At 54.1% G+C, this 13,257-nt stretch carries 13 protein-coding genes; 6 read left to right on the forward strand and 7 right to left on the reverse strand.

Annotated elements, in window-relative coordinates; all coding sequences use genetic code 11:
* The first annotated feature begins 7 nt into the window (after window positions 1-7).
* From glnD to ABRZ28_RS02340, 3 genes are all read left to right on the forward strand, one after another.
* Window positions 8-2,692, forward strand: a complete 2,685-nt coding sequence (gene glnD, locus ABRZ28_RS02330; RefSeq protein WP_319603639.1) for a bifunctional uridylyltransferase/uridylyl-removing protein GlnD — start codon at window positions 8-10, stop codon at window positions 2,690-2,692.
* 28 nt (window positions 2,693-2,720) lie between these two features.
* The gene (gene dapD / locus ABRZ28_RS02335; protein WP_319603640.1) at window positions 2,721-3,548 is read left to right on the forward strand and encodes a 2,3,4,5-tetrahydropyridine-2,6-dicarboxylate N-succinyltransferase; all 828 of its coding nucleotides are present in this window, start codon (window positions 2,721-2,723) and stop codon (window positions 3,546-3,548) included.
* A gap of 145 nt (window positions 3,549-3,693) precedes the next feature.
* On the forward strand, window positions 3,694-4,083 hold the full coding sequence (locus tag ABRZ28_RS02340) for a DUF3461 family protein (protein ID WP_319603641.1): 390 nt from the start codon (window positions 3,694-3,696) through the stop codon (window positions 4,081-4,083).
* A gap of 52 nt (window positions 4,084-4,135) precedes the next feature.
* Here the strand turns inward: ABRZ28_RS02340 and ABRZ28_RS02345 are convergent, their stop codons facing one another.
* From ABRZ28_RS02345 to syd, 4 genes are all read right to left on the reverse strand, one after another.
* The gene (locus tag ABRZ28_RS02345; RefSeq protein ID WP_319603642.1) at window positions 4,136-4,597 is read right to left on the reverse strand and encodes a flavodoxin; all 462 of its coding nucleotides are present in this window, start codon (window positions 4,595-4,597) and stop codon (window positions 4,136-4,138) included.
* Between the two features lie 41 nt (window positions 4,598-4,638).
* Window positions 4,639-5,412 carry a tRNA pseudouridine(65) synthase TruC gene (gene truC / locus ABRZ28_RS02350; protein WP_330519393.1) on the reverse strand — a complete coding sequence of 258 codons (774 nt, stop codon included), beginning with the start codon at window positions 5,410-5,412 and terminating at the stop codon, window positions 4,639-4,641.
* Window positions 5,405-5,758 (reverse strand): YqcC family protein, encoded by a 354-nt coding sequence (locus tag ABRZ28_RS02355; RefSeq protein ID WP_319603643.1) that lies wholly within the window; start codon window positions 5,756-5,758, stop codon window positions 5,405-5,407. The genes truC and ABRZ28_RS02355 overlap by 8 nt, the downstream gene beginning before the upstream one ends.
* Before the next feature lie 635 nt (window positions 5,759-6,393).
* Window positions 6,394-6,942 carry a SecY-interacting protein gene (syd, locus tag ABRZ28_RS02360; protein WP_319603644.1) on the reverse strand — a complete coding sequence of 183 codons (549 nt, stop codon included), beginning with the start codon at window positions 6,940-6,942 and terminating at the stop codon, window positions 6,394-6,396.
* A gap of 72 nt (window positions 6,943-7,014) precedes the next feature.
* On the opposite strand from syd, the gene queF reads away from it, so the two are divergent.
* From queF to xni, 3 genes are all read left to right on the forward strand, one after another.
* A complete protein-coding gene (queF, locus tag ABRZ28_RS02365; protein ID WP_319603645.1) occupies window positions 7,015-7,863 on the forward strand; it encodes an NADPH-dependent 7-cyano-7-deazaguanine reductase QueF in 849 nt (282 codons plus the stop codon).
* 280 nt (window positions 7,864-8,143) lie between these two features.
* Window positions 8,144-9,508, forward strand: coding sequence for a nucleotide 5'-monophosphate nucleosidase PpnN (ppnN, locus tag ABRZ28_RS02370; RefSeq protein ID WP_319603646.1), 1,365 nt, complete (start codon window positions 8,144-8,146; stop codon window positions 9,506-9,508).
* 100 nt (window positions 9,509-9,608) lie between these two features.
* The gene (xni, locus tag ABRZ28_RS02375) at window positions 9,609-10,373 is read left to right on the forward strand and encodes a flap endonuclease Xni (RefSeq protein ID WP_330519394.1); all 765 of its coding nucleotides are present in this window, start codon (window positions 9,609-9,611) and stop codon (window positions 10,371-10,373) included.
* Window positions 10,374-10,491: 118 nt separating this feature from the next.
* Here xni and rlmM read toward each other — a convergent pair whose 3' ends face one another.
* From rlmM to ABRZ28_RS02390, 3 genes are all read right to left on the reverse strand, one after another.
* A complete protein-coding gene (rlmM, locus tag ABRZ28_RS02380) occupies window positions 10,492-11,592 on the reverse strand; it encodes a 23S rRNA (cytidine(2498)-2'-O)-methyltransferase RlmM (protein WP_319603648.1) in 1,101 nt (366 codons plus the stop codon).
* Window positions 11,585-11,980, reverse strand: a complete 396-nt coding sequence (locus tag ABRZ28_RS02385) for a DUF423 domain-containing protein (protein WP_330519395.1) — start codon at window positions 11,978-11,980, stop codon at window positions 11,585-11,587. Before ABRZ28_RS02385 ends, rlmM begins: the two co-directional genes overlap by 8 nt.
* A gap of 104 nt (window positions 11,981-12,084) precedes the next feature.
* Entirely contained in the window at window positions 12,085-13,008 is a 924-nt protein-coding gene (locus ABRZ28_RS02390; RefSeq protein WP_330519396.1) for a transcriptional regulator GcvA, read from the reverse strand.
* Window positions 13,009-13,257 lie beyond the last annotated feature (249 nt).

The following is a 13,257-nucleotide window of genomic DNA, read 5'->3' on the forward strand; positions in this document are numbered from 1 at the left end:
TGCGCATATGATCCAAAAAAACCTTTCGCAATATATTCCTGTTGAATCCGCTTCGGTCTCACCGCTTCCCGATTCGCCCCTGAATTACAGCGACGAGATGCTGAATTGTCAGGCGCTGAAGCAACGGCTGGAGCAATTTCAGGTTTGGCTGGGAACCGAGTTTAAATCAGGCGTCAGCGCGGAAACCTTGATCGAGGCCAGAACACAATTTATCGATCACCTATTGCAACGACTGTGGCTGTTCTATGGCTTTGATAAAATAGAACAAACTGCGTTGCTGGCCGTGGGCGGCTATGGGCGCGGCGAATTGCACCCGCTTTCCGATATCGACGTGCTGGTGCTCAGCCAGGAAAAACTCAGCCAACGGGATTCGCAGCGCGCGGGAGAGTTTATTACCCTGCTGTGGGATCTCAAGCTTGAAGTCGGTCACAGCGTCAGAACGCTGGAAGAGTGTTTGCAGGAAGGTCGCGCCGATATTTCCGTCGCGACCAATCTGATTGAATCGCGCATGATCTGCGGCGATGTCGCGCTGTTTCTCAATCTGCAAAAACAGGTGTTCAGCGATACATTCTGGCCTTCGGCGAAATTTTTTCCGGCAAAAATCGCCGAGCAGTACGAACGGCATCAGCACTACCACAGCACCAGCTACAACCTTGAACCCGATATCAAAAGCAGCCCCGGCGGGTTACGCGACATCCACACCCTGCTGTGGGTCGCCCATCGCCATTTCGGCGCCACCTCGCTGGATGAAATGGTCGGCTTCGGTTTCCTGACGGAAGCGGAGCGCAAAGAGCTCAACGAATGCCAGAGTTTTCTATGGCGCATCCGATTTGCGTTGCATTTGATAGTGACGCGCTACGACAACCGCCTGCTTTTCGACCATCAGCTCAACGTCGCGCATCTCCTGCAATATCAGGGGGAAGGCAATACGCCGGTAGAGCGCATGATGAAAGATTTCTACCGCGTAACAGGCCGCGTCAGCGAACTGAATCAAATGTTGCTGCAACTGTTTGATGAAGCGATTCTGGCGCTGGAGGCCAATGAAAAACCCCGCGCAATCGATGACGAATTTCAACTGCGCGGCAACCTGATCGACCTGCGTGATGAAACCTTGTTCGTCCGTAAGCCCGAAGCGATCATGCGCATGTTTTACCTGATGGTGCGCAACCAGGAAATTACGGGCATATACTCCAGCACGCTGCGCCAGTTGCGTCATGCGCGTCGACACCTCGCCAGCCCGCTGTGCGCCATCCCCGAGGCCCGGCAGCTGTTTATGAATATCCTGCGTCATCCGCATGCGGTAAAACGCGCCCTGCTTCCTATGCATCGTCACAGCGTGTTATGGGCCTATATGCCGCAGTGGGGCAATATCGTCGGGCAAATGCAGTTTGATTTATTTCATGCCTACACCGTCGATGAACACACGCTGCGGGTATTGCTGAAACTGGAAAGCTTTGCCGATGAGGAAAACCGTACCCGCCATCCGCTGTGCGTGGAACTGTATCCGCGGATCCCTCAGCCTGAACTGCTGCTGCTCGCCGCGCTGTTTCACGATATCGCCAAAGGCCGCGGCGGCGATCACTCCGAGCTCGGCGCCCAGGATGCGCTGGAGTTCGCGACGCTGCACGGACTGAGCTCACGGGAGGCGCAGTTGGTTTCCTGGCTGGTGCGGCGTCATTTGCTGATGTCCGTCACCGCGCAGCGCCGCGACATTCAGGATCCGGCCGTTATTCAGCAGTTCGCCATCGAAATGCAGAGCGAAACGCGCCTGCGCTATCTGGTTTGCCTGACCGTCGCGGATATCTGCGCCACCAACGAAACCCTGTGGAACAGTTGGAAACAGAGTCTGTTGCGCGAACTCTATTTCGCGACGGAAAAACAACTGCGTCGGGGAATGCAAAATACCCCGGATTTACGCGAACACGTGCGGCGTCATCGTTTACAGGCGCTGGCGCTGCTGCGCATGGATAATGTCGATGAAGAGGCGCTGCGCGATATCTGGAGCCGCTGTCGCGCCGACTATTTCCTGCGGCATTCGCCGAGCCAGCTCGCCTGGCACGCCCGCCATTTGCTGGCGCACGATATGAGTAAGCCGCTGGTATTAATCAGCCAGCATGCCTGCCGGGGCGGCACGGAAATCTTTATCTGTAGTCCGGATCGGCCTTATCTGTTTGCCGCGGTGGCCGGCGAGCTGGATCGGCGAAACCTCAGCGTCCATGATGCCCAGATCTTCACCAGTCGTGACGGCATGGCGATGGATACCTTCATCGTGCTGGAGCCGGACGGCAGCCCGCTGGCGCAGGACCGTCACGAAACCACGCGCTATGCCCTTGAACAAGCGCTGACGCAACGTCATTATCAGCCGCCGCATGCGCGGCGATCTTCGCCGAAATTGCGCCACTTCAGCGTGCCGACCGAGGTCAATTTCCTGCCGACCCATACGGACAGGCGCAGCTATATGGAGCTTATCGCGCTTGATCAGCCGGGATTGCTGGCCCGAGTCGGCGAAATTTTCGCCGATTTTAATCTCTCGCTGCACGGCGCCCGCATATCCACCATTGGCGAGCGGGTAGAGGATTTATTTATTCTGGCGGATAGCGATAGACGCGCACTGAAACCGGAATTACGCGTTAAACTGCAAGAACGGTTGACAGAAGCCCTAAACCCAAACGATAAAGTAACATCGAGTTAATTTTCACAATCAGGAAAGAGAAAACAGGATGCATCAACAACTACAAAACGTTATCGAAAACGCTTTCGAGCGCCGCGCCGAAATCACGCCGGCCAACGTAGACGCCGTGACGCGTGAGGCGATCAATCAGGTTATCGGCCTGCTGGACAGCGGCGCGCTGCGCGTAGCTGAAAAAATCAACGGCCAGTGGGTCACGCATCAATGGCTGAAAAAGGCCGTGCTGCTCTCTTTCCGCATCAACGATAATCAGGTAATTGAAGGCGCGGAAACGCGCTACTACGATAAAGTGCCGATGAAATTCGCTGATTACGACGAGGAACGTTTCCAACGCGAAGGTTTCCGCGTGGTGCCGCCGGCCAGCGTGCGTCAGGGCGCCTTTATCGCCCGCAATACCGTTCTGATGCCTTCTTACGTCAACATCGGCGCTTATGTCGATGAAGGCTCAATGGTTGATACCTGGGCGACCGTAGGTTCCTGCGCGCAGATTGGTAAAAACGTTCATCTGTCCGGCGGCGTCGGCATCGGCGGCGTTCTGGAGCCGTTACAGGCGAATCCGACCATCATTGAGGACAACTGCTTTATCGGCGCGCGTTCCGAAGTGGTCGAAGGGGTGATCGTTGAAGAAGGTTCCGTCATTTCTATGGGCGTCTTCATCGGCCAGAGCACCAAAATTTACGATCGGGAAACCGGTGAAGTACATTATGGCCGCGTACCGGCGGGTTCAGTGGTCGTTTCCGGCAACCTGCCGTCTAAAGATGGCAGCTACAGCCTGTATTGCGCCGTCATTGTGAAAAAAGTGGACGCGAAAACCCGCGGTAAAGTGGGTATCAACGAGTTATTGCGCACCATCGACTAAACGGCCTGTCGGCGGGTTATCGTTAACCCGCCGTTTTTCTATCCTGCCGTCGCGGCGACCCTGAAAAATCGTGGGCTATCACAGATGAACCCGGTCGTTTAACAGTATGCTGGTTGAATTATTTTAAAATTAAAAAGGTCGCACTATGTATGACAATCTGAAAAGCCTCGGTATTACCAATCCAGATGATATTGATCGCTATAGCCTGCGTCAGGAAGCCAGTAATGACATCCTGAAGATTTACTTTCACAAGGATAAGGGCGAATTTTTCGCCAAAAGCGTGAAGTTCAAATACCCGCGTCAGCGTAAAACCATTTTGGCGGATAATTCCGGTCAGGGTTACAAAGAAATTAATGAAATCAGCCCTAATCTACGTTATGTCATTGATGAGCTTGATCAAATCTGTCAGAACGAGCAGACGGATGTGGATCTGAAGCGCAAAATCCTTGACGACCTGCGTCACCTGGATAGCGTGGTATCGAACAAAATCGCCGAGATCGAGGCCGATCTGGAAAAGCTGACTAAAAATCGCTGATGGCGACGGACATGATAACGACAACGGGAGCGGAGACGCTCCCGTTTCGCATTCAGGCCTGACGGGCTTCGACCAGCGACAGCCACTGCTCCACCCACGGACAGGAAATCACTTCCGGCTCCGGATGTTCAACCGCATCAATTTCCAATCTCTCGCCGACGCGTTTGGCGCCGATTTCCTGCAACAGTTCGTCAAACCGGCGGCCGCCGCCACAGAAATTTTCGTAGCTGCTGTCTCCGAGCGCAATCAACCCGTAGTGCAATTCCGGCTGATAGCCGCCCTGTTCGCGTAAAGCGGCGTACAGCGGCGCGATGGTATCGGGAAGGTCTCCCTGCCCGGTGGTTGATGTCACGACCAGCACGTCGTGCTCGCGGTAGCTCAGAAACGACTCCAGCGACGCATCTTCATAAACCTTGACCTCATGCCCGCGCTCTCTGAGGATATTTTCCGCTTCTTCGGCTACCAGCAGTGCATTTCCGTAGACCGTGCCGACAAAAATACCAATCTGCGCCATGATTTCCGACTCCCTTTTTTTATTTAATACCAGATGAAATACTATTCGCTATCCTGACCCGACGCCGCTGGAAACTCAACCCTTTCAAAGTCAGGGAGAATGTCCTGCCAGCCGAACCGCGTCATAACGCCCTGCCATGGCGCATCCCAACGCGCCTGTAGCGTGAGTTCTCTCCCGCTCGCCGGATGCGTCAGGCTCAGTCTGCTGGCGTGCAACATCAGCCGGTTGCAGGCGAAATGCGTTCCCATACCGCGATTCTGCCGCAGATCGCCATGCGTGCTGTCGCCAATAATAGGATGGCGGAGATGCGACATGTGACGACGCAACTGGTGTTTGCGCCCGGTTTGCGGCGCGAGTTCCAGCAGGCTGTAGCGCGAGGTGGGATAACGCCCGATGGCCACCGGCATCTCCGCCTGGGCCAGCGTGCGATAATGGCTCACCGCAGGCTGCGGCGCCTTATCCTGATTGACGTATTTATCGGCGATTTTATCCAGCTCTTCCGTCAGCGCGTAATCAATCACGCCATCATCCATCACATAGCCACGGACGACGGCATGATAGATTTTCCGCATCCGATGCTGCTCAAACTGTTGCGACAATGAACGCGCCACATCGCTGGATAAAGCCAGTAACAGCACGCCGGATGTGGGCCTGTCCAGACGATGGACGGTATAAACGCGCTGACCAATCTGGTCGCGCACCGTCTGCATCACCACCACTTTTTCTTTGCGATCCAGCCAACTGCGATGCACCAGCCAACCGGCGGGCTTATTTACCGCGACCAGGTGCTCATCCTGATAAATAATCTCAAGCATCGCCGTCGTCGTCGGTTGAATTTGGCTGATCGCCAAACAGCGCATCAAGTTGGGCGATCTGCGCCAGAAGCGGCTCGATATCGGACGCAGCGCCTTCCAGCGCTTCTTCAAAATAGGGCGACAGCGAAAAGCCCATCGGCAACGGCGCGCCGCTGTCAAGCAGCGCATGCATACGGGGCAGCAGCACCCACTGTAACCACTGCTCGGCACGCATGGTATCAATGCAGAAGGGCTCATCGCTGGCAAAAGCAGCGGATTCCGGCGGCGATTGCTGCCAGAAAGGACTGTTTCTTAACACGCGTTCGACGTCAAACAAAGACTGACGAACCTGATCTTCTAAACTCATGCGTTTCTCACCATTGAAGCCGCTTGCGGTTGGCGGCAAAGCATAGCATTGATAATAGTCTCGCCCAAAATTCGTATTCCGGCGTACTATGCAGGCAAAAAAATGGGGGTACTGATTGCTCAGTACCCCCGATTCGTTTCATAGCCATCCCGCTACACCTTTGCGTCCCTGCTCATCCTTGAAAACTTTTCCTTGGTGGTCTTCCTAACCGACAATCCTTGCTGGCGTCCAACTTTCTTCCTGACTTACCCATCCTGTATCATCCATGACTCAATCCTTTAGGCTCCTGCCCCACCAGGACTTCCTGCCCGGCTCCCAATCTCCTTCCTGGAGGTGTCCTTATTTCATCCTGAAACGTCCTGTCCTTTTATCGGCGCCTGATAATTATCCTTAAATCTCAAGCAACCGTTTACTAACTTGAGTAATAAGATGTATTAATTGTTTGGATTCAGCAAGAGGCCAGGGACAATGTTTATCAATCTCCGTCGGGGAACAAAGAAAAGAAATAACGTTAATTGACTAATTAATAATGAAAAAATAAAGACAAAGCCTAATATTCACGTGAAAGATGAGAGATGTCTTACAGCAAATGTAAGAGATCTCTCACAACAGCAAAAGTGAAACGTGATTAATGATTAGATCGTTGACGGACGTAGCCTGGACAGAAAATCGGTCAGCGTCGGCGCCAGCACCTGATGTTTCTTCGTACCGAACTCTTCCAGAATCACTTGCCCGGAAACATTGCAGAGCGAAATCATCGTCATTTCGGAGTCGGTTGTCGCCAGAAATAACGTCGGGGGCAGTTTTAAACGCTTTTGCGTCAGCAGATGGCCGATCAGATTTTCCTGCATGCGGGTGAAATCGTCCTCACTCCAGACCTGCAATAACACGCACGAAATCGCCTCGAATTGCGCCGTCATATCGCCGGCATACTGCGACGTATAGAAAGCATGAACATCCGGGTGCAGACTGATATCCAGCGCACGCTCCACGCCGTCCAGCATTGCGTCGGGCAAAAACGGCTGCGGCAACCAGTAAACTTCGTCGTCCCGAGTGTCGGTAATACACGGGGAAGGAACGCCGTACAGCGCCGCGCTCGCGGGCGGACGTCCCGTTTCCTGCCGCCATAATTCGACATAACGTTGGGTAAAGGCGGCCAGGGCCTGAGGAACCTCATAATCCATAATTTTTTCTCATCATTCTATTAGTCAGGTTACACTACGCGTATCCGTTCTTTCTTACATCAGGGTAGCCGTATGTCCGTTTACGACAAGCATCAGGCGCTAAGCAATCTGACGCTCGGGAAATCGACACCTTATCACGATCGCTACGATGCCGGTTTATTACAACCGGTGCCGCGTAGCCTGAACCGCGAACCGCTCGGCATCTTCCCGCAGAACCTGCCGTTTCATGGGGAAGATATCTGGACGCTTTACGAGCTGTCCTGGCTGAATAAAAACGGCGTGCCGCAGGTCGCCGTGGGCGAAATGCATCTGGATGCCGCCAGCCTGAATCTGGTTGAATCCAAAAGCTTCAAACTTTACCTGAACAGCTTCAACCAGAGCGTATTTGATAGCTGGGACAGCGTACGCGCCACGTTAATCCACGATCTGAGCCAGTGCGCCCAGGGCCGGGTCGATCTGACGTTATTTAAACTCAGCGAGCTGGAAGGTCAGCCGATTGCCGGCTTGCACGGCGAGTGTATCGACGATCAGGATATTCTCATCGACAACTACGAGTTCAATGCGGACTACCTGGCGACGGACGATGCTGATGATACCCAGGTGGAAGAGACGCTGGTCAGCCATTTGCTGAAATCCAACTGCCTGATCACCCACCAGCCCGACTGGGGTTCGGTACAGATTCATTATCGCGGCAAACGCATTAACCGGGAAGCGCTGCTGCGTTATATCGTGTCATTCCGTCACCACAATGAGTTTCATGAACAGTGCGTTGAGCGAATTTTTAACGATCTGATGCGTTATTACCAGCCCGAGCGACTCAGCGTCTACGCCCGCTACACTCGCCGCGGCGGATTGGATATCAATCCGTGGCGCAGCAACGTCCGGTTTTCCGCGCCTGTCGGGCGTCTGCCGCGTCAATAAATGCGTAACGTTACGCAACTTCTGTAGCCTGCGGCCATCATTATTGGAAAAAATGATGGCCGCAGGCTAAGGTGGAGCACTGAGAAAGATTACGTTCCCATCGCGCCGCATGAGACGAATGCCGCCTGTCGGCATTCATGAACCAGCAAAAGCGATTGGATGACCTCCCAACCGGGGAGCCTCGCTTCCGACTGTCGGGACATGCGATCGTCAAACAGACGGACTCATGCCCGATATGCGCCTGGAAGATGACGGGTATACTGCGTTTAAAGGAGCAAAATTGATTACACATATCAGCCCGCTGGGGTCTATGGATCTGCTATCGCAGTTGGAAGTGGACATGCTGAAAAGCAGCGCCAGCAGCGATCTCTATCGGTTATTTCGTAACTGTTCCCTGGCCGTATTAAATTCCGGCAGTCAGACGGATAACAGCAAAGAGCTGCTTTCCCGTTATGAAGACTTCGATATCAACGTGCTGCGCCGTGAACGCGGCGTCAAGCTCGAACTGGTTAATCCGCCCGAAGACGCCTTTGTCGACGGCTATATTATCCGTTCGCTTCAGGCCAACCTGTTCGCCGTGCTGCGCGATATTCTGTTTGTTAACGGGCAAATCACCGACGCCGGTCGTTACTACAACCTGAACCTGGAAAACTCCGCCCATATCACCAATCTGGTTTTCTCTATTTTGCGTAACGCCAGAGCGCTGCACGTTGGCGAAGAGCCGAATATGGTGGTGTGCTGGGGCGGACATTCAATCAATGAAACCGAATATCTCTACGCCCGTAAAGTGGGCAGCCAGCTCGGTCTGCGCGAGCTGAACATCTGTACCGGCTGCGGCCCCGGCGCCATGGAGGCGCCGATGAAAGGCGCCGCCGTCGGGCATGCCCAGCAGCGCTACAGAGACGGACGTTTTATCGGCATGACCGAACCGTCCATCATTGCCGCCGAGCCGCCGAACCCGCTGGTCAATGAACTGATCATCATGCCGGACATTGAAAAACGGCTGGAAGCCTTTGTGCGTATCGGTCACGGCATCATCATCTTCCCCGGCGGCGTCGGTACGGCGGAAGAATTCCTCTATTTGCTGGGGATTATGATGAATCCGGAAAACAGCGAACAGGTGCTGCCGATCATTCTGACCGGGCCGGAAGAGAGCGCCGATTATTTCCGCGTATTGGATGAGTTTATTGTCGGCGCCTTAGGACGTCAGGCGCGCCGTTATTATTCCATCATTATTGATGATGCCGCGGAAGTCGCCCGCCAAATGAAAAAAGCGATGCCGTTGGTCAAGGAAAGCCGCCGACATACAGGCGACGCCTACAGCTTTAACTGGTCGTTGCGTATCGCCCCCGACCTACAGATGCCGTTCGATCCCAGCCATGAAAATATGGCCAACCTCAATCTGCACTTCGATCAACCCACTGAGGAACTGGCCGCCGCTCTGCGCCGCGCGTTCTCCGGGATTGTGGCCGGCAATGTGAAGGAAGTGGGGATCCAGGCCATCGAACAGCAAGGGCCTTATAAGATCCATGGCGACACGCAGATCATGAAAAGCATGGACAAATTGCTTCAGGGGTTCGTTGCCCAGCAACGTATGAAACTCCCCGGCAGCGCGTATATCCCCTGCTATGAAATCTGCGCTTAATGCCGGCAAGCCCACCCGTCGCTAGATAGCCGTCGGCGAAAACCCGCGCGGGGAAGCGAACCTTCCCCGCAGACACGGACGACACCTGAGGAACACGCCTATGCCTGTACATTTGCTGATTGTCGATGCGCTGAACTTGATACGTCGGATTCATGCGGTACAAGGCTCCCCCTGCGTCACCGCCTGCCAGCATGCGCTAAACCAACTGCTGCAACACAGTCGGCCGACCCATGCCGTCGCCGTCTTTGATGATGAAGATCGAAGCGCCGGTTGGCGTCATCAAATATTACCCGACTACAAAGCCGGGCGTTCCCCCATGCCGGATAACCTTAAGCAGGAGCTTGCGCAAATCCGCGCCGCATTTGCCGCAATGGGCGTAACAAGCTGGCATTCTCCCGGCAATGAAGCCGACGATCTGGCGGCGACGTTGGCCTGCAAAGTCGCGGAGTCCGGGCATCAGGCGACGATCGTCTCCACCGATAAGGGCTACTGTCAGCTATTGGCGCCGACCATTCAAATCAGAGATTACTTTCAAAAGCGCTGGTTGGATCTGCCTTTCGTACAGCAGGAGTTCGGCGTTTTACCGCAGCAGCTCCCCGACTACTGGGGATTAGCCGGGATCGGCAGCAGCAAAATTCCCGGCGTCGGCGGCATCGGCCCGAAAAGCGCGGTGCAGTTGCTGCAACAGGCTGGCAGCCTGGACGCGCTTTATCAGCAGTTGGACAGCGTGCCGGAAAAATGGCGCGACAAGCTCCAGCGACAACAGGAAATGGCCTTTATCAGTCGCCGGGTCGCGACGCTCAGCCGGGATCTGACGCTGGACGGCAATCTTCAGCAGTTACGGTTGCCGCAGCAAAATCCTTAATCCCGGCTCTCCGGTCATGGTGGGCGGGGAACAGGTTTCCGCTGGCGCTTCGGTATCGCCGGCGATGCCCGCCTACCAGACGGCATTGATACGTTCTTGTCAGCAACGAAGGTAAATTTTACCGCTCATCGCGCCGGCCCGGCACGGCCGCCCAGAAACGGCGGGCGTGGACGGTGACTTCCTCGCGGTCATGGTAGAGCTGTTTGGCATGCACTTCCGCATTAATGCCATTTTCCTCCAGCCGCTCGCGAAGTAACGCCAGATTCTGCGAAACTTCCTCATAGCGTTTTTTCATCGGCAGCTTCAGGTTGAATATCGCCTCCCTGCACCAGCCTTTTACCAGCCAGTCGGCGATCAGGCTGGTGACCTTGGCCGGTTTTTCCACCATATCGCATACCAGCCAGTAGACGTTGTTACGCGGCGGTTCGAAACGAAAACCATCAGCCTGATGATGCATCACCTGCCCGGTATCCATCAGGCTCGACGCCATCGGGCCGTTATCCACGGCGTATACCATCATGCTGCGTTTTACCAGTTGATAAGTCCAACCGCCGGGGCAAGCGCCCAAATCAACGGCATACATACCGCTGCCAAGACGTTCATCCCATTCGTCGGCGGGAATAAATACGTGAAAAGCTTCTTCAAGCTTTAACGTTGAACGGCTGGGCGCGTCAGACGGAAACTTGAGACGAGGAATGCCCATATAAAACGGCGAATTATTGTTGCCGTGGGAATATCCCACATAACAGCAACCCGGCGCGATAAACAGCACGTGCAGCACGGGCCGATCGGCCTTTTCATAGCCCAACAGGATTTTATTTTCGCGCAGCGCGGCGCGCAAAGGCACGGTGAACTTGCGGCAGAACTTCATCAGTTCCTTGCTTTCATTGGTATCCGGCACTTCCACCCGCAGGTCGCCGGCGCGTTCAATCGCGCCCGTCAACATGCCGACGATCGGGGTAATGCGATCTTCCGGCGGCAGGTCGCGCAGCAATTCGCCGCCGACAAACATTTGACGGGCAAAAATCAGCTCATGAAACGGCAGTTCTTCGATCAACCGCTCGGCATCTTCATGCTGATAACACTCAAAGATCACATAGCCGCTGTTATCTTTCACCCGGACAAAACCATAGGCATTGTGTTGCGCGGCTTTCTCCGTTATTTCCGCCGCGCACTCTTTTTCAAACCCCGGACGGCAGTACAAAATCACTTTATTCATGGCGTTCAGCCTTTCTCTTCAGACGCAATGCGCCAACCAACATCAATAACCAGCCAATCAGAAAACAGAATCCGCCAATCGGCGTCACATAACCCCACAACTTCAGATGAGAAAGCGCCAGGCAATATAAGCTGCCGCTGAACAATACCGTACCCAATGCCAGAAAAACGCCGCTCCAGTAAAACCACAGATTGCTACGCTGATGCATCAAAACAGACAGCGCCAGGATAGCCAGCGTGTGAAACGCCTGATATTCCAGCCCGGTGCGCAACCAGTCGATCTCTGACGGCCCCAGCGTTTTGCTTAACACATGCGAAGCAAACGCCCCCAGGGCGACAAAAATAAAACCGCTGATAGCGGAAAAAATCAGCATAAAACGACTATTCATTATTGGTATCCAATTCAATGCCTACTCCGAAGGCGTCATTGTCTCTAAACAGCGCCCAGCGCCATACCCGCGATTGATGCAGCGCACTCGCAACGCCCACTCCCTCAGCGCGAACCGTTATCGTAACGAAAGCGAAACTTCTCTTGTTCATTGGCTGCACGGGCCAGAATCCAGTGACGAAAGGCGGCTATTTTACCCAGTTCTGCCTGGCTGTCATGACATACCAGATAAAAAGCATTTTTACTGACCAAAACGTCATTAAACGGACAGACCAATCTGCCCGCTTCAAGTTCGCTCTGCGCTATCACATTATTCGCCAGCGCGACGCCCTGCCCGTGGATCGCCGCCTGCAATACCATAGCGCTGTGGCTGAAAATCGGCCCCTGCTGCACATTTATCTGTACGCCCAGTTGACGCGTATAAGCCAGCCAGTCCCGCCGCGAGGCGTCATGCAACAGCGTATGCGCGCCCAGATCGACCGGGGTTTTCAAAGGATGCTCTCCGATCAGCAGCGCAGGCGAGCAGACGGGCAACAGATACTCGGCATACAGTTTTTCCACCCGCAGTCCCGGCCAGTTGCCTCGCCCATAAAAAATGGCGACGTCCACATCATCCGACAGGCGGTCTTCCTCGCGATCCACCGCCTGAATTCGCACATCAATTCCCGGATATTCCGCATTAAAGCTCAATAATCGCGGCACCAACCAGTGAATGGCAAAACTGGGAAGCAAACTCACGGTCAATGCGCCTTTGGCGCTGCGCGACTGCAATTTCCGGGTCGCTTCATTGAGGGAAGAAAAAATTTCTTTTATATCAAGATAATAACTTTGCCCCTCTTCCGTCAGCAACAGCGAGCGATTACGCCGACGAAACAATTTAAGCCCCAGGAAATCCTCCAGCGACTTAATCTGATGGCTGACCGCCGCCTGGGTGACGAATAGCTCTTCCGCCGCTTTGGTAAAGCTCAGATGACGGGCGGCCGCATCAAATACACGCAGGGAGTTGAGCGGGGGGAGACGTTTTGACATAAATGAAATTCTTTTATTTCCCGATAAATAGCACATGCATTAGGGCTATTTATCTATTAGTTTTTGTAATCCGAAACATTATAATTTGTCCATTGAGGATGTACCAGCAAATACCTATATTAGCGCAACTTCCTGAGCCGGAACGAAAAGTGCGGAGGGGTGACCTGAAGGGCTTTTGGCTTGTGGTTGTGATGTTGTGTTTGCTATTTATTTGTCTGTCTGTATGGATAAAAAGGCAGCCAAGCTGCC

Origin of the sequence: Brenneria sp. g21c3 (assembly GCF_040240345.1) — a bacterium.
In the GTDB taxonomy this organism is placed as follows: domain Bacteria; phylum Pseudomonadota; class Gammaproteobacteria; order Enterobacterales; family Enterobacteriaceae; genus Brenneria.

Bases quoted from the DNA above. Each gene is read 5' to 3' on its own strand.
- glnD (WP_319603639.1), top strand. From the start codon at position 8: ATGATCCAAAAAAACCTTTCGCAATATATTCCTGTTGAATCCGCTTCG.
- dapD (WP_319603640.1), top strand. From the start codon at position 2,721: ATGCATCAACAACTACAAAACGTTATCGAAAACGCTTTCGAGCGCCGC.
- ABRZ28_RS02340 (WP_319603641.1), top strand. From the start codon at position 3,694: ATGTATGACAATCTGAAAAGCCTCGGTATTACCAATCCAGATGATATT.
- ABRZ28_RS02345 (WP_319603642.1), bottom strand. From the start codon at position 4,597: ATGGCGCAGATTGGTATTTTTGTCGGCACGGTCTACGGAAATGCACTG.
- truC (WP_330519393.1), bottom strand. From the start codon at position 5,412: ATGCTTGAGATTATTTATCAGGATGAGCACCTGGTCGCGGTAAATAAG.
- ABRZ28_RS02355 (WP_319603643.1), bottom strand. From the start codon at position 5,758: ATGAGTTTAGAAGATCAGGTTCGTCAGTCTTTGTTTGACGTCGAACGC.
- syd (WP_319603644.1), bottom strand. From the start codon at position 6,942: ATGGATTATGAGGTTCCTCAGGCCCTGGCCGCCTTTACCCAACGTTAT.
- queF (WP_319603645.1), top strand. From the start codon at position 7,015: ATGTCCGTTTACGACAAGCATCAGGCGCTAAGCAATCTGACGCTCGGG.
- xni (WP_330519394.1), top strand. From the start codon at position 9,609: ATGCCTGTACATTTGCTGATTGTCGATGCGCTGAACTTGATACGTCGG.
- rlmM (WP_319603648.1), bottom strand. From the start codon at position 11,592: ATGAATAAAGTGATTTTGTACTGCCGTCCGGGGTTTGAAAAAGAGTGC.
- ABRZ28_RS02385 (WP_330519395.1), bottom strand. From the start codon at position 11,980: ATGAATAGTCGTTTTATGCTGATTTTTTCCGCTATCAGCGGTTTTATT.
- ABRZ28_RS02390 (WP_330519396.1), bottom strand. From the start codon at position 13,008: ATGTCAAAACGTCTCCCCCCGCTCAACTCCCTGCGTGTATTTGATGCG.